22 protein-coding genes and 1 tRNA gene are annotated in these 20,875 nt (G+C 43.7%); 11 read left to right on the plus strand and 12 right to left on the minus strand.

The window, feature by feature from the left end; translation table 11 throughout:
- Positions 1-7 precede the first annotated feature (7 nt).
- A complete protein-coding gene (locus AC0J2F_RS09080) occupies positions 8-448 on the minus strand; it encodes a retropepsin-like aspartic protease family protein (protein ID WP_473007380.1) in 441 nt (146 codons plus the stop codon).
- Between the two features lie 53 nt (positions 449-501).
- Here AC0J2F_RS09080 and AC0J2F_RS09085 point away from each other — a divergent pair, with 53 nt between their 5' ends.
- The 10 genes from AC0J2F_RS09085 (at position 502) to AC0J2F_RS09130 (ending at position 8,606) form a co-directional block, all read left to right on the plus strand.
- On the plus strand, positions 502-1,272 hold the full coding sequence (locus AC0J2F_RS09085) for a TatD family hydrolase (RefSeq protein ID WP_473007381.1): 771 nt from the start codon (positions 502-504) through the stop codon (positions 1,270-1,272).
- Positions 1,273-1,281: 9 nt separating this feature from the next.
- Complete coding sequence (locus AC0J2F_RS09090; RefSeq protein ID WP_473007382.1) at positions 1,282-2,322, plus strand: asparaginase; 1,041 nt, start codon at positions 1,282-1,284, stop codon at positions 2,320-2,322.
- Between the two features lie 79 nt (positions 2,323-2,401).
- Positions 2,402-2,492: transfer RNA gene (locus AC0J2F_RS09095), tRNA-Ser, on the plus strand.
- Between the two features lie 620 nt (positions 2,493-3,112).
- Complete coding sequence (locus tag AC0J2F_RS09100; RefSeq protein ID WP_473007383.1) at positions 3,113-3,766, plus strand: hypothetical protein; 654 nt, start codon at positions 3,113-3,115, stop codon at positions 3,764-3,766.
- A 286-nt stretch (positions 3,767-4,052) separates the two neighbouring features.
- Positions 4,053-5,195, plus strand: a complete 1,143-nt coding sequence (locus AC0J2F_RS09105) for a ligand-binding sensor domain-containing protein (protein ID WP_473007384.1) — start codon at positions 4,053-4,055, stop codon at positions 5,193-5,195.
- 218 nt (positions 5,196-5,413) lie between these two features.
- Positions 5,414-6,217, plus strand: a complete 804-nt coding sequence (locus AC0J2F_RS09110; protein ID WP_473007385.1) for a MotA/TolQ/ExbB proton channel family protein — start codon at positions 5,414-5,416, stop codon at positions 6,215-6,217.
- Between the two features lie 20 nt (positions 6,218-6,237).
- Positions 6,238-6,678: a hypothetical protein gene (locus AC0J2F_RS09115; RefSeq protein WP_087523523.1), complete on the plus strand. Its 441-nt coding sequence runs from the start codon at positions 6,238-6,240 to the stop codon at positions 6,676-6,678.
- A 9-nt stretch (positions 6,679-6,687) separates the two neighbouring features.
- Positions 6,688-7,296: an ExbD/TolR family protein gene (locus tag AC0J2F_RS09120; RefSeq protein ID WP_473007386.1), complete on the plus strand. Its 609-nt coding sequence runs from the start codon at positions 6,688-6,690 to the stop codon at positions 7,294-7,296.
- 27 nt (positions 7,297-7,323) lie between these two features.
- Positions 7,324-7,818 carry an ExbD/TolR family protein gene (locus AC0J2F_RS09125; protein WP_087523519.1) on the plus strand — a complete coding sequence of 165 codons (495 nt, stop codon included), beginning with the start codon at positions 7,324-7,326 and terminating at the stop codon, positions 7,816-7,818.
- Between the two features lie 71 nt (positions 7,819-7,889).
- Positions 7,890-8,606: an outer membrane beta-barrel protein gene (locus AC0J2F_RS09130; RefSeq protein WP_473007387.1), complete on the plus strand. Its 717-nt coding sequence runs from the start codon at positions 7,890-7,892 to the stop codon at positions 8,604-8,606.
- On the opposite strand, the gene AC0J2F_RS09135 is transcribed toward AC0J2F_RS09130, so the two are convergent.
- The 7 genes from AC0J2F_RS09135 to pyrH all read right to left on the minus strand — a co-directional run bounded on the left by AC0J2F_RS09135 (position 8,601) and on the right by pyrH (position 17,328).
- On the minus strand, positions 8,601-9,206 hold the full coding sequence (locus AC0J2F_RS09135; protein ID WP_473007388.1) for a hypothetical protein: 606 nt from the start codon (positions 9,204-9,206) through the stop codon (positions 8,601-8,603). The genes AC0J2F_RS09130 and AC0J2F_RS09135 overlap by 6 nt on opposite strands.
- Positions 9,206-10,660: an RNA polymerase factor sigma-54 gene (gene rpoN / locus AC0J2F_RS09140; RefSeq protein WP_473007389.1), complete on the minus strand. Its 1,455-nt coding sequence runs from the start codon at positions 10,658-10,660 to the stop codon at positions 9,206-9,208. Before rpoN ends, AC0J2F_RS09135 begins: the two co-directional genes overlap by 1 nt.
- 81 nt (positions 10,661-10,741) lie before the next feature.
- Positions 10,742-12,184 carry an asparagine--tRNA ligase gene (gene asnS / locus AC0J2F_RS09145; RefSeq protein WP_374957288.1) on the minus strand — a complete coding sequence of 481 codons (1,443 nt, stop codon included), beginning with the start codon at positions 12,182-12,184 and terminating at the stop codon, positions 10,742-10,744.
- A 59-nt stretch (positions 12,185-12,243) separates the two neighbouring features.
- A complete protein-coding gene (locus AC0J2F_RS09150; RefSeq protein WP_473007391.1) occupies positions 12,244-14,646 on the minus strand; it encodes an efflux RND transporter permease subunit in 2,403 nt (800 codons plus the stop codon).
- Positions 14,647-14,713: 67 nt separating this feature from the next.
- On the minus strand, positions 14,714-15,937 hold the full coding sequence (locus tag AC0J2F_RS09155) for a hypothetical protein (protein ID WP_473007393.1): 1,224 nt from the start codon (positions 15,935-15,937) through the stop codon (positions 14,714-14,716).
- Positions 15,938-16,018: 81 nt separating this feature from the next.
- Positions 16,019-16,573 carry a ribosome recycling factor gene (gene frr / locus AC0J2F_RS09160; RefSeq protein ID WP_374957290.1) on the minus strand — a complete coding sequence of 185 codons (555 nt, stop codon included), beginning with the start codon at positions 16,571-16,573 and terminating at the stop codon, positions 16,019-16,021.
- 47 nt (positions 16,574-16,620) lie between these two features.
- A complete protein-coding gene (gene pyrH / locus AC0J2F_RS09165; RefSeq protein WP_374957291.1) occupies positions 16,621-17,328 on the minus strand; it encodes a UMP kinase in 708 nt (235 codons plus the stop codon).
- 111 nt (positions 17,329-17,439) lie between these two features.
- Here pyrH and AC0J2F_RS09170 point away from each other — a divergent pair, with 111 nt between their 5' ends.
- Entirely contained in the window at positions 17,440-18,144 is a 705-nt protein-coding gene (locus AC0J2F_RS09170) for a spondin domain-containing protein (protein WP_374957292.1), read from the plus strand.
- Positions 18,145-18,214: 70 nt separating this feature from the next.
- Here AC0J2F_RS09170 and tsf read toward each other — a convergent pair whose 3' ends face one another.
- The 4 genes from tsf to rplM all read right to left on the minus strand — a co-directional run bounded on the left by tsf (position 18,215) and on the right by rplM (position 20,841).
- Positions 18,215-19,036, minus strand: a complete 822-nt coding sequence (gene tsf, locus AC0J2F_RS09175; protein WP_473007394.1) for a translation elongation factor Ts — start codon at positions 19,034-19,036, stop codon at positions 18,215-18,217.
- Positions 19,037-19,088: 52 nt separating this feature from the next.
- Positions 19,089-19,853, minus strand: a complete 765-nt coding sequence (rpsB, locus tag AC0J2F_RS09180) for a 30S ribosomal protein S2 (RefSeq protein ID WP_473007395.1) — start codon at positions 19,851-19,853, stop codon at positions 19,089-19,091.
- Positions 19,854-20,002: 149 nt separating this feature from the next.
- Complete coding sequence (gene rpsI / locus AC0J2F_RS09185) at positions 20,003-20,389, minus strand: 30S ribosomal protein S9 (protein ID WP_374957294.1); 387 nt, start codon at positions 20,387-20,389, stop codon at positions 20,003-20,005.
- Complete coding sequence (gene rplM, locus AC0J2F_RS09190; RefSeq protein ID WP_087523494.1) at positions 20,389-20,841, minus strand: 50S ribosomal protein L13; 453 nt, start codon at positions 20,839-20,841, stop codon at positions 20,389-20,391. The genes rpsI and rplM overlap by 1 nt, the downstream gene beginning before the upstream one ends.
- Positions 20,842-20,875: the final 34 nt, after the last annotated feature.

Here is a 20,875-nt window from a genome sequence, read left to right on the forward strand (position 1 = left end):
TTTCTAGCTACATTTTAAAATACATACAATTGCGGCCGTAATCAATAACGGCACGGGCTTGTTTTAAAACATCAGCTCCGAGAATTCCAATAATCGGGTCTTCTCCTGCCTGTGCCAATCCGGCATTGACATGAGAGAGGTCCATCACTATAAAAGCCATGTTTGTGCGTTTCCAAGCTCCTAATTTGAGCTCGTTCCCTTCACTTATCTGTGTTTGTAGATCTGAGGCACCGGCACCTGTGGCCTTGATCTCACTCTCAGAGAACTGCATCTTTAAATTCTCGGCTTCGTCTAAGTTTATACAAGAGGTAGAAGCTCCTGTATCTACAATTAACCAACAGGAACATCCGTTGATCTTAGCGAGTACTTTGTAATGTAAAGTCAGGGTTTTCTTTAAAGAGAGGCGGGTAAAATCTGCATCTTCCAATAGGCTTCTCAGGCTGTTCAAATCTCAACTTTTGAGCTAAGATAGCTCAATAAAAAGGACTAGCTTTGCAGGCAATGCAATTTATAGACACTCATACCCACCTCTATGTAGAGCATTTTGACGATGATCGTGCAGCTATGGTAGCCCGCGCAACAGCTGCTGGTATCACGGAATTCTACATTCCTGCCATAGACAGCGAGTACACCCAACGGATGTATGAATTGGAGGCAGAATTTCCAGGAAAAATCCGCCTGATGATGGGGCTGCATCCCACCTCGGTTAAGGAGAATTACCAAGAAGAGCTAAAGCATGTATACGAGCAATTTGAAAAGCGAAGCTTTACCGCTGTAGGGGAGATAGGGATAGATCTTTATTGGGATAAATCAACTCTAGACATTCAGGTAGAGGCCTTCAAAGCTCAAATACAATTGGCTAAAAAGTTGGATTTGCCTATTGTTATCCACTGTCGCGAATCTTTTGATGAGATATTTGCCGTGCTGGAAGAAGAAAAGCACGACCGTTTGCGAGGAATTTTCCACTGTTTTACAGGGACGCTAGAACAGGCACATCGTGCCATTGGTTTTGGAATGTTACTCGGAATAGGTGGGGTGGCTACCTTTAAGAATGGCAAGATCGATAAGTTCTTAGCTCAAATACCTTTAAAGCATTTGGTATTAGAAACAGATGCTCCTTATTTGGCCCCAGTGCCGCATCGAGGTAAACGCAACGAGAGTTCGTATTTGCGTTTGGTAAGTGCAAAGTTGGCAGATATTTATGGGGTGAGTGAACAAGAGATCGCAACGCAAACCACGGCCAATGCCAAAAGGCTCTTTGAGAATTCGTAAGTTTATCCTGTGAGCACAGCACCAAAAATATTACTGATTTACACCGGAGGAACCATCGGCATGATGCGGGATTTTGAATCTGGCGCATTGTCTAATTTCGATTTTGATGCGCTCTTAGATCACATTCCGGAACTGCAGTTGCTTTCTTGTGAGATAGAAACTGTAAGCACCAGCGAGCCCATAGACAGTTCCAATATGCATCCGGAGCATTGGTTGAACTTGGTGCAGATCATAGCTGGGCATTACAACAATTACGATGGTTTTGTGGTTTTGCACGGCAGTGATACTATGGCTTATACGGGTTCTGCTTTGAGCTTTATGTTACAAGGCCTGAATAAGCCAATTATACTCACCGGATCACAATTGCCGGTTGGAGATCTGCGAACCGACGCTAAAGAAAATTTGATCACTTCTATAGAGATCGCCTCGGCCCAAAAGGAAGGTCGCCCGAGGGTATGCGAGGTGGGCCTTTATTTTGAGTACAAGCTCTTGCGGGCCAACAGATCTACCAAGATCAATGCCGAGCATTTTGAAGCCTTCGCTTCTTTGAACTATCCGTCTCTGGTAGAGAGTGGGGTGCATTTAGAGTTCAACGATGCTGCTTTATTGCCGTATGATAGTAGTGCTATCTTAGAGGTTTGCACTGCTCTTGAGAATCAGATAGCATTGGTAAAATTGTTTCCGGGTTTAACTGCGGAGGTGTTTGAGGCCATGACGGCTGCTGCTGGTCTTAAGGGAGTCATAATAGAAACCTTTGGCGCTGGAAACGCCCCGACAGCCGCCTGGCTACTCAATAGCATAAAGCAATTAATTGCTCGAGGGATTCCTGTGGTGAATGTGACGCAATGTTCTGGCGGAAGTGTTGCCATGGGGCAATATGCAACTTCTGTAGGCCTCAGAAATGCAGGGGTGATCTCTGGCGGAGACATAACTACAGAGGCTGCTTTGGCTAAGCTGATGTATCTTTTGGGAGCCTGCGTACCAAGAGAAGAACTCAAATCTAGATTCGAGAGCCCGATCTGCGGCGAAATGGACGAATTGCTGGCCTAATAATTAGGCTAATACTGATATTCTTTATTATTTTTGCCCACCCAAAAGCACGGTAAGATTTATTTACTGAGCGCTAATTAGAGAGGTGGCCGAGTGGTCGAAGGCGCACGCCTGGAAAGTGTGTATACGCCAAAAGCGTATCGAGGGTTCGAATCCCTTCCTCTCTGCCATAAAGTAGAAAACCCGGATCCTTGAGCAAGCTCATCGGTCCGGGTTTACACTTTACGGCAGGCCAGTATGTGCGAATGACAAAAAATGTCCAAGCTCGCTTGAGCATTTTTTGGAGTGAGTACATACAAGCTGCGGTAGCATCTGTCTCGCGAAGCGAGGCTTGTCAAGTCTTGTCAGTTTTCTACTTATGAACAGCTCTCCCTACGGGATGATTTGCGCAGCAAATCAATCCTAGGTCCAAGCTTGCTTGAGCATTTTTTGGAGTGAGTACATACCAACTGCGTAAGCAGTTACCTCGCGGAGCGAACTCCGAAGTCTCGACGAAGGAGTTTAGCGAGGCTTGCTAAGTCCTTTTGTTTTCTACTTATGAACAGCTCTCCCATCCGGGATGATTTGCGCAGCAAATCAATCCTAGGTCCAAGCTTGCTTGAGCATTTTTTGGAGTGAGTACATACCAACTGCGTAAGCAGTTACCTCGCGGAGCGAGGCTTGCTAAGTCCTTTTGTTTTCTACGTATGAACAGCTTTCCCTTCCGGGATCATTTGCGAAGCAAATTAATCCTAGTTTCAATTTCCCACAATTTCCCTAAATTCTAAAGCTCCCCGCATATTTAATACTTATGATAGCTTTCCCAAAAAGGTTGCAATTCTCCCTGCTATTAATACTAACAGCGTCCGCTGGGTTAGTTGCGCAAACAGAAGTATATATCAACGAATGGCAAGAGACCATTTCTAAAGAAGAATACGACAAAGAAGAATCTGAATCCTATTTTTATTTGGATTATGAAACGGAAGATTTAATAGTTCATGTAAAAGCTAAGCGAACTTTAAAAGGCAGCTTGGAGAAAATGACACACGAGCTGTTACGCGAAAACTTGTATAGCCGATTGGGAGAGGATATAAATGAAAGCGCGGTTATGGTCATTATTTATTCTCCAGGTATGGACGACTGTTTAAGAACAGGGAATAGATCGTCTATAAGGTCCAGTTTTAAAAGGTTGAACACCACTATCGAGAATATTGACCACACCGATTTGTTTTATGTTTATAATGAGCCTGAAGCCAATAAGACTTATGGTAAAGATTTAAATTGGATTCAAGACAAACAGAAAATCATCCAAGAATTGTTCTTCCCCATTCACTTTCCCTGTGGGAGTTTTGTGTTGATTGACCAAAAGGGTAATTATTATGCTTTTCGGGGGGAGTATGCGGTTGATCAGATTATGGAAGGCTTGAATGAACCTGAAATAACATTTTCAGGGGGTTTGGACTAATTTTTTGTGCAAGCGAATCTCCCACGCGAGGGATAGAGCGTCCTGTCTGAGCTCCTGCCAAGGGGCAGAGCGAGTAGCGAAAGCCCGACCCTGACCTAAAGGGCAGGGGCGCGGCCAACATCTACAAGAAAAACGTACCTTTAATTCTATGAAATGAGCACAAACAAATTTAATTACTAGTATACCCACCGTAATAATTAAATTTTTTGTGCGAAAGGGAAGCGGTTGATCTATGCAGATAATTTTTATTTGCTTGATTTTCGGAGAAATAAAAATTCTTAAATAGATGAAAAAGAAAACATTGAGGATCGCCTTGTATATCGTTCTGGTTATCTCGGTATCGATCGCGTCTTGCAAAGGCCAGCAAGAATCTAATGCTGGCACGACTGAGGTGCAGCAACAAAAGCCCGTAAAGCAGGCGGCCTTCCAATCCAACATTTTCAATCAAAGTCCTTATGGTGTGCCTGTGGACGATTTTGTCGAGATCTTTTACGAAGGGCAAGTGGCCCATTGGATACGGTCTTTGGCCGTAGATAAGCAAGGCCGCGTTTGGATGGGTACCAACCATTACGGAGTGGCGCGTCACGATGGAGCAGTTTTACAATATTTTGACGAGGATGATGGTGTGGGTAATAACAGGATCAATAAGATCTTGGTCGATGCTGCAGGCGATGTTTGGATAGCTACTTCTGGCGGCCTGACGCTTTTTAAAGACAATGCTTTTAAGAATTACACCACGGCAGATGGTTTGCCGGACAACGGGGTTTACGGCTTGTATATTGACCCTCAGGAGCGACTTTGGGTCGGGACGGGTAAAGGACTGGTCTATTTAGAGGACGGAACATTTCACAATTTTGAGGTTCCGAAACCTCAAATTGCCAACCCCAAGCCATCATTGGCTGCAGACGGTGTTGGCGATATATTTCAAGACCGCGAAGGCAATTTTTGGTTTGCTTTTGACGGCCAAGGGATTACTATTTATGACGGCTCTGCCTTTAGATTCCTTACGGAGGACAACGGCCTGCAAGACAATTCGGCCGGGGGCTTTTACCAAGACAAGCAAGGCGGAATTTGGATAAGCAGCATGAACGGAGGCATTAGTCGCTATGCCAATGGAGGGTTCAAACACTTTACTAAAGAAGGCGTAGTTGCTGGCATGGAGACCTCTGCAGTTTATGAAGACTCGTGGGGTGATCTGTGGTTTGCTGCGGAGCATCAAGGGGTTTATCGTTACGATGGAGAGACCTTTGAACTCTTTAATGAGCAGGACGGCTTGATCTCACAAGGGATTATCTGTTTTTTGGAGGACAGCCAAGGACGATTTTGGCTGGGTGGCTGGAAAGGGCTCTTTAGGTTTGACCGAGATGCACAGCAGCAAGGCAAACCCAGTTTTGTTGCTGTGACCCAAGACGGAGGGCCTTGGAACTGATTCCAATACCTTAATACTCAGGGGAGTTGTCTAGGCTTCTAAAAATCCCAATTCTCAAGCGAAATGAACCCAACACTGAGAAGCTGCTAAGAAAAGCCTGTTAATTTTGAATAAAAACCAAGTTTTTAGGGGCTTTACAATGTTATTTGTCTTTGTTTGAATAAATATTTTTTTATCTTTAAACCCTTAACTAAAAACAAACTTTTAAGTCGATAGCAATGAAAAAATTATTTTCTATTTTGGCAATTGCCGCCATGGTATGTGTAGGTAGTTTTAGTGCACAAGCTAACTCGTACAATGCCAACAATGTACACGAGGTAATCACCTCAGTAACATCTAACATTATTCAAGATGCAGATGCCGGAGCAGCTGACGAAGCTGAGAGCGCCGGTTTTCACCAAGAGCTTAAAAAGCGTTTCATTGAGGGAGGTCCTGGTTTCATGGGGATCGTACTTCTTTGTTTGATCCTTGGTTTGGCTATTGCCATTGAGCGTATCATTTACCTTAACCTTTCTACTACCAACACGCAGAAGTTGGCAGAGAGCGTTGAAGATGCGCTAAATAGCGGTGGTGTTGAAGCTGCTAAAGAAGTATGCCGTAACACAAAAGGACCTGTAGCATCTATCTACTATCAAGGTCTTGACCGCGCCGACGAAAGCATTGACGCTGCAGAGAAAGCTGTAGTAGCTTACGGAGGAGTTCAAATGGGACAACTAGAAAAGAACGTGTCCTGGATTTCATTGTTTATCGCACTGGCACCGATGCTTGGTTTCATGGGTACAGTAATTGGTATGATTCAGGCCTTCGATAAGATCGAGGCAGCTGGAGATATGCAGCCATCATTGGTAGCAGGAGGTATTAAAGTAGCACTTTTGACTACAGTATTTGGTCTTATTGTTGCGATTATCCTTCAGATCTTCTACAACTACATCATCGCTAAGATCGACAGCATCGTGAACAACATGGAAGATGCATCTATCACTCTTATCGATATGTTAGTTGACTACAAAAACAAGAAGTAATAATCACACCAATTTAAATTATGGGTTTACATAAAATTTTAAAATACGTAGCCTTAGCTCTGGGAGTCGTTGGCCTAATTCTATTAGGACGCGTGATTGCCACAGGAGACGAGGCTATTAAGAGTGACGCTGGCGTACAAGGCAGCGTAGTAGATCCTTTCATGTTCGTAGCATATGTAGTGCTCGCCATTGTATTGGTGTTGGTACTATTCTACGTAGTTAAAGGAATCTTTGCAGGGGATATTAAAAAGACCCTGATTTCAATAGGAGCATTCATTTTGGTTGTAGCCATTTCTTACGGAATTTCAGAAGGAGTTGAGACTCCAATGAAAGACGGTGAGGTGCTTTCTGCTAGCGGTTCACGCTGGGTAGGAGCTGGTCTTAGAACCTTTTACATTCTGGCCTTTGTAGCCATTGGTTCAATGCTCTTTAGCGGAATCAAGAAATTAATTGCTAAATAATTATAAGGTATGGCAAAAAGATCTGCACCCGAAGTAAACGCAGGGTCTATGGCGGACATCGCCTTCCTACTTTTGATCTTCTTCCTGGTTACGACCACGATCGAAGTAGACAGCGGTATCAGTCGTAAATTGCCTCCTATTGAGGACGTTGAAGACCCTCCGATTATTAAGCAAAAGAACATTTTTACTGTTCTTATTAATAAAGACGATTTGCTTCTGGTTGAAGATGAGATCATGGATATTAAAAACCTTAAGGAGGCGGCTATCGCCTTCTTGGACAACGGAGGTGGTTCAGGCGAAGAAGGCTGTGACTATTGCCGTGGTAAGAAGGATCCAACATCATCGGACAACCCTGATAAGGCGATCATTTCCTTACAAAATGACCGTTTTACCAGCTATAAAGCTTATATCGCAGTACAGAATGAGTTGGTAGCCGCGTACACCGCGCTTCGTGAGCGTGAGGCCCAACGTCTCTTTGGCAAGAGCTTCATTCAGATGGAGAGCGATGCTAAGGACGGGAGTAACTTCCGTGGCGATAAAGAAAAGCTGAAAGAGCAAATAGAACAAGTAAAGTTGTTGTTTCCACAAAAACTTTCCGAAGCCGAACCAAAAAAGTAGACGTTTAACCCTAAACTCAACAAGACTATGAGTAAATTCAAAAAGAAAAAAGGAGGCGATCTACCGGCAATTTCAACGGCCTCGTTACCGGATATTGTATTTATGCTACTGTTCTTTTTTATGGTGGCTACAGTGATGCGTCAGAACACGCTTAAGATCCAGAACAACTTGCCAACGGCAAACCAACTGGAGAAGCTTGATAAGAAAGACCGTATCATTTATATCTATGCCGGGAAGCCTAGTGAGCGTTATCAGTCCACTTTTGGACAAGAGGCGCGTATCCAGCTAGGAGACAAGTTTGCTGATGTAAAGGATATCAAACTCTATATTGAGTCTGAGCGTGCTAAGAAAAACGAAGCACTTATTCCTTTCTTGACAACAGCACTCAAGGTAGACAGTGAAACCAATATGGGACTGGTTAGTGATATTAAGCAAGAACTGCGTAAAGTAGAAGCTTATAAGATCAACTATACCACGCGTAAGGCGGTGGACCAAGCTCAGGTTTTCGAGAATATGAACTAAAGGTTTTTAGTTAATCTTTAAAACACCTCTGCAATGCGTAGAGGTGTTTTTTTTTAGGTATATTTAATTGGATGATCGCTAGAATTCTCTTTATTGGGTGCTTGCTGCTGACCACTCTCGGAGTTTCCGGGCAAGACCTAGGCCAAACAGAGGCCGTTAAAGACAGTGTGCCTGTAGACGAAAAGTACAGGGAGGACCAATTCTACTTTGGCCTTACTTATAATTTGCTTACTGATACTCCTGCGGATGTGAAGATCCGGGGTTTTACAGGAGGTGCACGCTTTGGTATTGTCCGCGATATGCCTATTAATTCTAAAAGAACCTTTTCGATTGGATTGGGTGCAGGTTTGGGATTCAATCGTTACGGAAACACCTTGGCGATCTCTGAGGATGCCAATGATCAATTGGTATTACAGGTTTTAGACGAGGAAACCAATTTTGAGAGTAATCGTTTTAGTGTCTATCATGTGGAGGTTCCTTTAGAGTTACGCTGGCGCAGCAGTACTCCCACTGAGTTCAAATTTTACCGGGTGCATACCGGAGTAATCTTTAGCTATGCCTATTGGAACAGGGCTACATTTGTGCAAGACGGGACGCGCTTTACCTTTGACAATTTAACTCAATTCAATCCGTTTCAGGCAGAAGCTTTTTTGCTACTGGGGTACAATACCATTAATTTTTACGCTGCTTATAATTTTACGGCCTTTTTTGATAGTGAGGCCAAACTGGCAGAAGAACCCGTGAACTTCAGACCCCTTAAACTCGGGATCCTCTTTTACTTCTTATAACCAATAACCTAAAAGGATCAACTGCGGCATAAGGCCTAAGAAAGCGCCTGCAGCTAATTCTACAGCGGTGTGAGACCGCGTATATAGCCTAGAGCTCGCAACCCAACCGTTTACAAAGAATAGCAATCCTAAAGCCGGTAACAGATTGGTAGAAAAATGCACACTGAGTCCAAAGACAAAAAAGGTCACACCAGAAACTCCCATCATATGTAGACTGGCTTTGAATTCAAGAACTGTTAACACAAAGGCCGCTAGCGTAGAGAACAAAACACCTACAAAGAAGAAGTACAGCTCTGGAGTGTCGTAGGGGTTATAGACCATCTTGAGCACCATGAGCAGCAAAACACATTGAATCATAAGCGGTGCTTTACGCTCTCTTACGGTTTCGAGCTGCATGGAAGAGATCCAACCCAAATTCCGCAGTAAATAAAAACTCACTATAGGGATACAAACCGTGACTATGAGTAAGGCGACAAGCTTGGTTTGAATGATCTGTGGTTCAAAGAAGCGGCGCGTTACGGTGTAATAAACAAAAGCCCCAAGCATTGGCATAAGCAAGGGGTGAAACAAATAGGCCGCTATGCGCAAGAATATTCCCATTAGATCTCTTTGCGTAAACGCGCAACAGGCAGGTCTAATTGTTCTCGGTACTTAGCTACAGTGCGTCTGGCAATAGGATATCCTTTTTCTTTCAGGATCTTGGCCAGTTTGTCGTCTGTTAAGGGTTTCTTTTTGTCTTCTTCGGAAATGGTGATCTCCAAGATCTTTTTGATCTCACGGGTTGAGACATCCTCGCCCTGGTCGTTCTTCATAGACTCAGAGAAGAACTCTTTGATCAATTTGGTTCCGTATGGGGTGTCCACATATTTACTGTTAGCCACTCGAGATACGGTAGAGACATCCATGCCAATGGTGTCTGCAATATCCTTTAAGATCATAGGCCGCAGCTTGCGTTCGTCTCCAGTAAGGAAGTATTCGTGCTGATAATGCATAATGGCATTCATAGTTACCAAAAGCGTCTGCTGCCGCTGTCTTATGGCTTCAATAAACCATTTAGCAGCATCTAACTTCTGCTTTATAAAGAGCACAGCATCCTTTTGTGATTTGGTCTTTTCCTTGGAGGCCTTATACCCTTTAAGCATATCCGAATACTCCTTAGACACGTGTAGCTCCGGAGCGTTTCTCCCGTTCAAGGTGAGCTCTAATTCTCCATCAACTATACGAATGGTAAAGTCTGGGACCACGTGCTCCACTATACGCGTACCGGAAGCATAAGTGCCACCAGGCTTAGGGTTTAACCCTTCAATTTCGTGTATGGCAGCGCGAAGTTCATCTTCGGTGATATTGAACTTATGTTGTAGCTTGCTGTAGTGTTTCTTGCTAAAGAGCTCAAAGGCGTCTTCTATGATATCTATGGCGAGTTGTACCTCTGCCGTTGGAGACTTGCGTTCTAATTGTAATAAAAGACATTCCTGCAAATTGCGCGCACCCACTCCGGCCGGATCCAATTGCTGTACCAATTCCAAGACCTGCTCTATCTTTTCTTCTGTGGTATAGACGTTTTGCGTAAAAGCCAGATCGTCCATAATATCGACTACGGGCCTTCTTATGTAACCGCTTTCGTCTACACTCCCCACCAAGAATTCGGCTATTTCGGCCTGCTCTTCATCTAGACGGAAAGTGTTTAGCTGGGTCATCAAAAACTGTGTAAAAGAAGTACCGGAGGCATAAGGCACCTGTTTGTCTTCATCGTCGCTGCTGTAATTGTTAGCCGAGAGCTTATAGGAAGGAATCTCGTCATCGCTCAAATAGTCGTCTATGTTTATGTCGGTCTCTATGGTATCTGCGTCGGACTCGTACTGCTCTTCTCCCTCGTAATTGTCTTCGCGCTCCTCGTTGCGGTCTTTGCCACCCTCTAGCGCGGGATTCTCTTGCATTTCTTGTGCAATGCGTTGCTCAAAGGCCTGTGTTGGCAGCTGGATAAGCTTCATGAGCTGTATCTGCTGCGGAGACAACTTTTGAGAGAGTTTAAAATTGAGCTGTTGTTTTAACATAAAAACTACTTCTACTTACAAGTTAAAAAAAACGATCTTAATTCTGGCTAAGATCGTTTTTAAGTCTTTGAGAAATTTTATTTAGAATTCGGCATTCTTTGGTGTTCTAGGATAAGGGATCACATCTCTAATGTTCCCCATCCCGGTCACGAATTGTACCAGACGTTCAAAACCAAGGCCAAACCCGGAGTGTACTGCTGTTCCAAACTTGCGCAGGTCTAAGTACCACCAAAGCTCCTTCTCGTCAATACCGAGGTCTGCGATCTTCTTTTTAAGTACATCGTAACGTTCTTCACGTTGTGATCCACCAACTATCTCGCCTATGCCAGGGAAAAGTACGTCCATGGCACGCACGGTCTTTTCATCTTCGTTTAGGCGCATATAGAATGCTTTGATGTTGGCTGGGTAATCGAACAAGATCACCGGACACTTAAAGTGCTTCTCTACCAAATAGCGCTCGTGCTCAGACTGTAGGTCTGCACCCCAATCTTCTATAGGATATTGGAATTTCTTCTTTTTGTTCGGCTTAGAATTCTTTAGAATATCTATGGCCTCAGTGTAACTAACCCTTTTGAATTGGTTACCCAAAACAAAATCCAATTTCTCGCGAAGCGGCATAGGACTGCGTTGGTCGGCCGGTTTGCTAGCTTCTTCCTTTAAGAGTCTGTCTTCTAGGAAAGCCAAGTCGTCTTGACAATGCTCAACGGCATACTTAATAACGTATTTGATAAAGTCCTCGGCCAAGTCCATATTGCCATCCAAGTCGCAAAAGGCAACTTCTGGCTCTATCATCCAAAATTCTGCTAAATGACGTGAAGTGTTCGAATTCTCAGCTCTAAATGTAGGGCCAAAAGTATATACTTTGCTAAGGCCCATCGCATAGGTCTCAGCTTCTAACTGCCCGCTTACAGTCAGGTTGGATTCCTTACCAAAAAAGTCTTCTTTATAGTCTACAGCGCCGTCTTCGGTAACTGGTGGATTTTGAGGATCTAGCGTAGTTACACGAAACATTTCTCCGGCTCCTTCTGCATCGCTTCCCGTAATGATAGGCGCATGCATATAGTAGTAGCCGTTCTTTTGGAAATATTCGTGTACCGCAAAGGCAAGCTTAGAACGCAAACGCATTACAGCGCCAAAGGTGTTGGTGCGCACGCGTAAATGTGCCTGCTCACGAAGTTTTTCTAGGGTGTGACGCTTCGGAGAGAGTACAGTTAGTTTAACCTCTTCCGGATCGGCATCCCCTAAGATCTCCACTTTAGAAACAGCAACCTCTACAGCCTGGCCGCTTCCTTGGCTTGCAACCAAGTTACCAGTTACGGCAATAGCAGCACCAGTGGTGATGCGTTTAAGCAATTGCTCATCGAAGTTTTCAAAGTCTACCACACATTGCAAATTCTTGATCGTAGAACCGTCGTTTAAGGCAATAAAACGATTAGAGCGGAAAGATCTCACCCAACCGCGTACAGTAATTTCTTGTAAGGAAGGCTCACTTTGGAGCAATTCTAAAACTTCTTTATAGCTCATAATTTGCGCTTTAACAGGGGCAAAGATAGCCGTTCGCAAAGACACGGACAAGCCCCGTTTTACTTATCCTTTAAGGATTCTATTTCTTCTTTATCCAAGATGATTCTCAAGGATGGTTTTCGCATGGTTTCTTGGTTGGCAATACTGCGTTCCAAAGAAAGTAGCAAAGAGGGGAGTAGCATTAGGTTTGATAGCATGGCAAATAGCAGGGTGGCAGAAACCAAGCCGCCCAAGGCCACTGTTCCTCCAAAGCTCGAGATCATAAACACCGAAAACCCAAAGAACAATACTATGGAAGTGTAGAACATACTTACTCCAGTTTCCCGCAGTGCTGCATAGACCGATTTGGAGATCTTCCATTTCTTGGCGATGAGTTCCTGCCTGTACTTGGCAAGAAAGTGAATGGTATCATCCACAGAAATACCAAAGGCAATACTAAAGACCAAAATTGTAGAAGGTTTAATTGGAATCCCAATAAAGCCCATCATACCAGCAGTCACTAGGAGTGGTAATAGGTTGGGCAGTAAGGACACCAAGATCATCTTTACGCTTCTGAACATCCAAGCCATAAAGATTGCAATTAGCAAAATGGCAAGAGATAAGGAGATGATCAGGTTGCGTACCAAGTAGCTTGTTCCTTTTTGAAACACTAGGGCCTTTCCAGTAAGGGTAACGGAATAGCGTTCTTTTGGAAATATCTTTTCTATCTCTGCTAGCAGATCGGCTTCAATTTCGTTCATGCGATCTGTAGGTGTGTCCTTGATAAAAGTGGTAATACGAGCGTATTGTCCAGTACTGTCCACATAGCTCTTCATAAGATTGGTACCATCCGCAGAATTTTTCGCAAACGAAAGTATAAAGGTCCGTTCTTGAGAATTGGGCAGCTGGTAAAACTCCGGGTTGTTATTGTAATACGCCTGTTTGGAATACTTCACCAAATTCACCACAGAGATCGGGTTAGAGAACTCCTGTATGTCTTCGATAACCGTGTGCAGCTGGTCCATGCGTTTTATGGTCGCAAGCTTCATCACACCTTCTTCGCGCTTGGTGTCAATGAGTATTTCCAAGGGCATCAGACCTTCGTATTCTTTCTCGTAGAAACGAATGTCTTTAAAGAAGGCTGCGCTCTTGGGCATATCTTCAATAATACTACCCGAAATCTCAATTTTGTAAATTCCAATGATACTAGCCGCCAATAAGATCACAGAAACCGCATAAATGGCAACCCTGTGATGCTTCACCATGTTTTCCATCCACGAGACAAAACTGCCTATCCAGCGTTTGTTCAGGTGTTTTAGGTGCTTGTATTTGGGAATGGCCATATAACTGTATACAATCGGAATAATACACAAACAGAGTATGAAAATGGCGATGATACAAATAGAGGCTACCGTACCGAATTCCTTGAGCAGTTGACTTTTGGTAAGTATAAATGTGGCAAATCCAGAGGCCGTTGTCACGTTGGTCATTAGCGTGGCATTCCCAACTTTGGTGATAACCCGTTGCAGGGACTTGGCTTGGTTTCCGTGGGATTTTATTTCCTGCTGATACTTATTGATCAGAAAGATACAATTCGGGATACCGATTACAATTATCAGCGGAGGAATCAGTGCCGTGAGCACTGTTATTTCGTAATGCAAGAGCCCGAGAATCCCAAAGGCCCACATCACCCCAATAATCACTGTGATCATAGAGATAAAAGTCGCTCTAAAGGATCTGAAGAAAAAGAAGAAGATCAGCGAAGTCACCAAAAGTGCGGCCCCAATGAACAAGCCGATCTCGTCTATGATGTTTTGAGAGTTCAGCGTTCTGATATAGGGCATGCCTGAGGTATAGACATCTATGCCGTAAGTATTCTCAAAGGCTTCTATCTCTGGGATAAGGTTCTTGATTATAAAGTCTCTTCGCGCCGGCGTATTGACCAGTTCTTTCTTTAAATAGATCCCGGTTCGAATAGATTGCTTGTTTGGGCTGTAGAGCAAACCCTTATAAAAAGGGAGCTTTTCGAACAAACGGTATTTATACCAAGCCAATTGTTCTGCCGTAGGGACTGAATCTGTAATGAACGGCTCTAGGTCAAAGCGCTGTTCTTTTTCGTTCTTATTAAGAACCCGCAAATCACCAACCGAAAGTGTCAGATCGATCTCTGGATATTGGGCTATTTTTTTAGAAAGCGCATCCCAAGCCAAAAAGTTTTCGGGGGTAAATATCGCAGTGTCTTTAACACCAATTACGATTAGGTTTCCCTCTTCTCCAAAGGTTTCCAGAAAACTGTTGTAGGCTATATTTACCTCGTGCTTGTCTGGCAGTAGATTGGCTTCGGTATAGGTAAATCGCATGTGTTTCCACTGCAATGCAAAGAAAACGGTAAGTCCTGCAATGACCACTAACATCAAGAGGCGATTCCTCAAAATGAATCGGGCAACTGCACTCCAAAAACCGATACTGAAAAGTTTATCCACTACTACGATTTACAATGCGCGCAAAGGTACTAAATTAAAGGCCAAAGCAGGGATTTTGTCGGGTTAATTAAATACTAAGGTAGAAGGTGAACTTAAAGGAAATGTTATCTTCAAATTCGGGCAAGTGATAGGCGCCGTAGCGATAGGCAAAACTCAGTCCAAATCCGGAGAAGATCTTATTGAGTTCCATACCGAGTTCATTGTAACCTTGTTCTAGGGTGTTGAAGTCCAAACCGAGATGTCTTTCTCTTTGTACCAGGGAACCCAAAGCGTGACGACTTATAAAGACAAGCTCTGGTTTTATTCGATCTGAGAAATAAAAACGTCTTAGGGCATGTCTTAGTTGCAAGGAAACCAACTTATCGGAGAAGAATTCACCAAAGTACATGGTTTCAAAACTCTGACGTCCGGCAACCGAAAAGCGCTGTAATATCCTATCCTTGGTGGGACTGTTCGGAAAGGCATGAAAAAGATGAGTGAGTGGAATATCGCCTATACCCAATTTACCTTCCAAGAGGATGTTGGTGCTTGAAAGATCGGTTCTTTTAATATAATAATCCAGTTTAAGACCGAGTTTGATGTATTCGAAATCGCCATCAAAAAAACTCCTCAATCCTTGGGAAACTTGAGCGGTGATCTTTGGGAATCCGTCAAAATACTCGATCTCGCCATCTTCACTCAAAAAGAAATTCGTTTTAGGGCTAAAGCGAAAAGAAGCCGTTGCCTCAGCAATTACATAATTGGAAAAGATCTCATTGCCAATCTCGAATTGGTAATCTTCTATTTGGGTAATATTACTGCGAGACAGCTTGAACTCCGCCAAGATCTTTGGGGTGAGTTGCTGCTGATAGTTCGTTGTCCAAGTTCGGTGTTTGTAGAACTGCGAAATATTTACCAAGCGCGGTTCAAAAACGTTATACACCCGAGCGTCGGTCAGGTAAAAGAAACTACCCAGTTCAGCAATGTCATCTACATAGGTGAGGCTGAGCCAGGACTTAGGTTCTTTGGCCAGTCGAATACTTCCTCCAAAACTGTACTTCCATGCCTGATCTTTGAATCCGCGGGCAAAATAGCCGCCGAATTTTAGACTTTCAAACAGGCGATCGTTGGTGGTTCCACCCATCCCCAACCGGATCCCTTCATAGTTGTTGTATTTGATCAGATAGCGCAGATCGAAATCGAAAAAAGAGAGGGGGTAGAACCCCGATTTAAATACCGAAGGTGGTTTTTCCGGGATACTGTCTTGCGTTGTCACAACAGGACGCTGCGCTAGGGCCAGAGAGCTGGTCAACAGAAATAGCAGTATAAACGCAACAAACTTTTGCAATAGGCTAACTAAAAAAGGCCCTTGCGGGCCTGAATTGACGAGGGCTTACACCGTCATTATTTCTTTTTCCTTGGTGCTCAAAATAGCGTCGATCTGAGTAATGTGCTTATCGGTCATTTCCTGAATATCGATCTCCAGGTTCTTTTTCAGATCTTCAGAGATGTCGAGTCCTTTAAGCTCATTATTGGCAGACTTGCGTTCGTTGCGAACACCTATCTTAGCTTCTTCGGCCTCAGAGCGTGCCTGCTTGGCAAGTTCTCTACGGCGCTCTTCGGTAAGTGGTGGCACGTTGATAATCACGCTCTCTCCGTTGTTCATTGGATTAAAACCCAAGTTGGCCATTTGTATCCCTTTTTCAATTTCTGGGATCAAGGCCTTTTCCCAAGGCTGAATAGAAATGGTCATACCGTCGGGAGTATTCACATTGGCGACCTGACTTAGAGGCGTTGGAGTTCCGTAATACTCAACCATAACACTACCTACCATAGAAGGAGATGCTTTTCCCGCTCTAATGTTGAGTAGTTTCTTTTTTAGGTGGTCGATCGATTTGTGCATGCCTTCTCGGGCAGCATCAATAATAAAGTCTATTTCTTCATCCATAAAACCAAATTTATAGTGGGCAGGTCAAAAATCAGGCCAAAAATTCGTTAAATATTGACCTTGGTTCCTATGTTCTCTCCGCTGACTACTTTCCCCAAGTTGCCTTGAGTATTCATGTCAAAGACAATTATAGGAAGCTCGTTTTCTTGACTTAACGTAAAAGCTGTAGTGTCCATTACTTTTAGCCCCTTCTTTATAACGTCGTCAAAGGAAATATAGTCAAATTTAATCGCATCGGAGTCTTTTTCCGGATCGCTGGTGTAGATTCCATCAACACGGGTTCCTTTAAGGATCACATCGGCACCGATCTCTATAGCGCGTAAAACTGCTGCGGAGTCGGTGGTGAAGTAAGGATTTCCGGTTCCCCCACCAAAGATAACAACACGTCCTTTTTCTAAATGGCGAATCGCTTTTCTGCGGATAAAAGGCTCGGCAACCTCATTGATCTTAATGGCACTTTGCAAACGGGTCGGAACCTGGTTGTCCTCTAGGGCACTTTGCAGGGCGAGTCCGTTTATAACAGTTGCCAACATTCCCATATGGTCACCTTGCACGCGGTCCATACCGCGAGAGGCTCCTGCAACACCCCTAAATATGTTCCCGCCACCAATTACTATGGCCACTTGAACACCCTGATCTATGATCTTTTTGATCTCTCTGGCGTAGTCGTCTAAACGCTCCGGATCGATACCATATTGGCGTTTTCCCATCAGGGCTTCTCCGGATAATTTCAGTAAAATTCTCTTGTATTTCATGCCTTAGCGCGGGTTTGTGCAAATATAGTCAGAAAAAGTAATTTTTTATCGGGAACAACGTTCCAGTGATAGGTTCCATTTAAAAAATACTATCTTTAGAAAAAATAAATTATGCAAAAGTTTCTATCTCTTGCGCTTGTGGCAGCCCTAGTATTGACAGGCTGTTCGAGCGACGACAACAACAACACTGACGACGGAGGAGGACAAGGCGATAATCCGGTTACAGCCACATATCGGGTTACCTTTACTCCCAATTGGACTGAAGATCAATTCCCTACAGATTATCCGGCCAATGCTGGTTTTTCTGCAATGGTTGTAGCAGTTCATGCTCCCGGCAAAAATGTATTTAGGTTGGGTCAGCAAGCCAGTGCCGGTTTACAGGCATACGCAGAGACTGGAGACAGCAGTGACCTTATTACCGACCTGAGCAGTCAGGGAACGGAAGATAGCGTGGATTTCTTTGTGACAGCTTCTGCAGCTGGCTCAGGACCAACAGGAGCGCAATCTGTAAATGTTACTGTTGATCCAGAAAAGACCTCTATCAGTTTTGTGGTATCAATGAATCCAAGTCCAGATTGGTTTGCCGGAATCGACGGTTTCTCTATTGTTTTACCAAGCGATGCTTTGGTAAGTGAAGAGACCTTGACCCTATCAGTTCTCGATGCTGGGACCGATAGTGGAGACACTTATACTTCTCCAGACAACCCTACGAGCCCACAGAGTGTGATTGCCGTGGTAAATACACCTCCTATTGGAACTTCTGGTGGATTGACGCCTGCAATTGGTTCTTTAACCATTACGCGTACTGATTTGTAAAAGTCAAAATACAAGCATAAAAAAACCCGCTTCAGTAGAAGCGGGTTTTTTTATTTATATGATTGGATGCTTATCCAAGAGCAACGCGCTCAAAAGCAACAACGTTTACGTCTCCAATAGTTTTAACGTATTGAGAAACACTCTGCTTGTTGTCTTTAATGAAAGCTTGGTTTACCAAAGTGTTGTCTTTAAAGAAACGCTTTAGTTTTCCTTTAGCGATGTTGTCTAACATCTCTTCTGGCTTTCCTTCTTGACGCAATTGATCTTTAGCGATCTCGATCTCTTTTTCGATAGTCGCTTGGTCTACACCATCTTCGTCTAATGCAACTGGATTCATTGCAGCGGCTTGCATAGCTACGTCTTTTGCTACTACGTCGGCACCGTCTACATCAGCAGAAAGTCCAGTCAAAACAGCGATCTTGTTTCCGGCGTGGATATAAGAACCTACGAAAGGAGCTTCCAATACACGGAAGTCACCGATCTCGATCTTCTCACCAATAACACCAGTTTGCTCAGTCAATTTGTCCTGAACAGAGATCCCGTTAAAATCGGCAGCTAAAAACTCCTCTTTAGAGCTGCTTGCTAGTGCCAATTCAGCTAGATCGTGTGCCAAAGAAACGAAAGAATCGTTCTTAGCAACGAAGTCAGTTTCACAGTTTAGGGAAACGATAACTCCTTTAGAAGCTCCGTCGTTTACCTTTGCAATAACAGCTCCTTCGCTAGAATCACGGTCAGCGCGCTTTGCAGCAACTTTTTGACCTTTCTTACGAAGGATCTCGATAGCCTTGTCGAAGTCACCATCGGCCTCAACCAAAGCTTTTTTACAGTCCATCATCCCCGCTCCAGTTGCTTTACGCAATTTGTTTACATCTGCGGCTGTGATATTTGCCATTTTTTTCTGTTTTAAGTGTTGTAACTTGAACGGTTTGGCCGCTCAAACTAATTTATTCTTCTTCTTTTTTGGCAGCTGCTTTAGAAGCTGCTTTTGGAGCTGCTTTAGCTTCTCCTTCTTTAGAGGCTTTACGCTCTTCCAAACCTTCGATGATCGCATCAGAAACCTGAGAAACGATCTTGTCAATACTCTTAGAAGCATCGTCGTTAGATGGAATCACATAATCAACTTCACGAGGGTCGCTGTTGGTATCTACCATAGCGAAGATCGGAATGTTCAATTTTTGTGCCTCTTTAACTGCAATGTGCTCACGAGTCGTGTCCACGATAAACAAAGCACCTGGCAAACGGCTCATGTCAGAGATAGAACCTAAGTTCTTTTCCAACTTAGCACGCAAACGGTCTACTTGCAATTTCTCCTTCTTAGAAAGAGAGTCAAAAGTACCGTCTTGCTTCATGCGATCGATAGCTGACATCTTCTTAACCGCCTTACGGATGGTTACAAAGTTGGTCAACATTCCACCAGGCCAACGCTCGGTGATGTACGGCATGTTTGCTTTGCTTGCTTTATCTGCCACGATGTCTTTTGCTTGCTTCTTAGTAGCAACAAAAAGGATCTTGCGTCCGCTAGCGGCAATCTTTTTAAGTGCCTCGTTAGCTTCTTCAATTTTAGCAGCAGTCTTGTACAGGTTGATGATGTGGATTCCGTTGCGCTCCATATAGATATAGGGAGCCATGTTTGGATTCCATTTACGAGTGAGGTGCCCAAAGTGCACCCCGGCGTCGAGTAATTCTTTTACTTCGATTTTCTTTGCCATTTTGTTTTAGTTTACGTTCTGTCTAGATAGCAACGCACCCTATGGGGTGGTTTAGATGCTAAACTAACTTTCTGCCTAAGGGCAGAAATAACAGCTTTTCAATAATAAATGAACGGTTGGCACTTGCCGCTTGAGGCAAGTGCGGCCAATTAACGTTTAGAGAACTGGAATTTCTTACGCGCTTTCTTCTGTCCGAATTTTTTGCGCTCTACCATTCTTGGATCTCTAGTCAACAAGCCTTCTGGTTTAAGGTTTGCACGGTACTCCTCGTTTACTTCGCACAAAGCTCTTGAGATCGCCAGACGAACAGCTTCTGCTTGTCCGGTGATTCCACCTCCAAATACGTTCACTTTAACATCGTAGTTTCCTTCGTTGTCAGTCAACATGAACGGTTGGTTCACTTTGTAACGTAGTGCGTCTGTAGTAAAGTATTCATTCAATGAACGCTTGTTTACAGTGATGTTTCCTTTTCCTTCAGAAACATAAACGCGAGCAACGGCAGTCTTTCTTCTACCAATCTTGTGAATAACTTCCATTACTTTTCGTTAAGATTAATTGTTTTTGGTTTTTGTGCTTCCTGTCCGTGTTCTGCTCCGGCGTAAACTTTTAGGTTTCTGAACAATTCAGCACCAAGTTTGTTTTTTGGGAGCATGCCTTTTACAGCTTTCTCAACAACACCTGCAGGATTCTTTTCTTTCAACTCTTGAGCGGTTAGTGAACGCTGTCCACCTGGATAACCCGTATGACGGATATACGTTTTATCGGCCCATTTGTTTCCAGTAAGTACTACCTTTTCGGCATTGGTGATGATCACGTTGTCACCACAATCCACGTGAGGGGTGTAGCTAGGTTTGTGCTTTCCTCGTAGCAATTTTGCAACTTCAGAAGCCAAACGACCTAACGTCTGTCCTTCAGCATCAACGTGCAACCACTCTTTGTTTACAGTGTTTTTGTTAGCAGATGCTGTTTTATAACTTAATGTATCCACCCTTTTAATTTTTTGTATTAAACATTCCTTATTT

This window comes from Gilvibacter sp. CC01 (genome assembly GCF_055755295.1).

Coding starts and splice junctions, on each gene's coding strand:
- AC0J2F_RS09085 (WP_473007381.1), top strand. CDS start 502: ATGCAATTTATAGACACTCATACCCACCTCTATGTAGAGCATTTTGAC.
- AC0J2F_RS09100 (WP_473007383.1), top strand. CDS start 3,113: ATGATAGCTTTCCCAAAAAGGTTGCAATTCTCCCTGCTATTAATACTA.
- AC0J2F_RS09105 (WP_473007384.1), top strand. CDS start 4,053: ATGAAAAAGAAAACATTGAGGATCGCCTTGTATATCGTTCTGGTTATC.
- AC0J2F_RS09110 (WP_473007385.1), top strand. CDS start 5,414: ATGAAAAAATTATTTTCTATTTTGGCAATTGCCGCCATGGTATGTGTA.
- AC0J2F_RS09115 (WP_087523523.1), top strand. CDS start 6,238: ATGGGTTTACATAAAATTTTAAAATACGTAGCCTTAGCTCTGGGAGTC.
- AC0J2F_RS09120 (WP_473007386.1), top strand. CDS start 6,688: ATGGCAAAAAGATCTGCACCCGAAGTAAACGCAGGGTCTATGGCGGAC.
- AC0J2F_RS09125 (WP_087523519.1), top strand. CDS start 7,324: ATGAGTAAATTCAAAAAGAAAAAAGGAGGCGATCTACCGGCAATTTCA.
- AC0J2F_RS09130 (WP_473007387.1), top strand. CDS start 7,890: ATGATCGCTAGAATTCTCTTTATTGGGTGCTTGCTGCTGACCACTCTC.
- AC0J2F_RS09135 (WP_473007388.1), bottom strand. CDS start 9,206: ATGGGAATATTCTTGCGCATAGCGGCCTATTTGTTTCACCCCTTGCTT.
- rpoN (WP_473007389.1), bottom strand. CDS start 10,660: ATGTTAAAACAACAGCTCAATTTTAAACTCTCTCAAAAGTTGTCTCCG.
- asnS (WP_374957288.1), bottom strand. CDS start 12,184: ATGAGCTATAAAGAAGTTTTAGAATTGCTCCAAAGTGAGCCTTCCTTA.
- frr (WP_374957290.1), bottom strand. CDS start 16,573: ATGGATGAAGAAATAGACTTTATTATTGATGCTGCCCGAGAAGGCATG.
- pyrH (WP_374957291.1), bottom strand. CDS start 17,328: ATGAAATACAAGAGAATTTTACTGAAATTATCCGGAGAAGCCCTGATG.
- AC0J2F_RS09170 (WP_374957292.1), top strand. CDS start 17,440: ATGCAAAAGTTTCTATCTCTTGCGCTTGTGGCAGCCCTAGTATTGACA.
- tsf (WP_473007394.1), bottom strand. CDS start 19,036: ATGGCAAATATCACAGCCGCAGATGTAAACAAATTGCGTAAAGCAACT.
- rpsB (WP_473007395.1), bottom strand. CDS start 19,853: ATGGCAAAGAAAATCGAAGTAAAAGAATTACTCGACGCCGGGGTGCAC.
- rpsI (WP_374957294.1), bottom strand. CDS start 20,389: ATGGAAGTTATTCACAAGATTGGTAGAAGAAAGACTGCCGTTGCTCGC.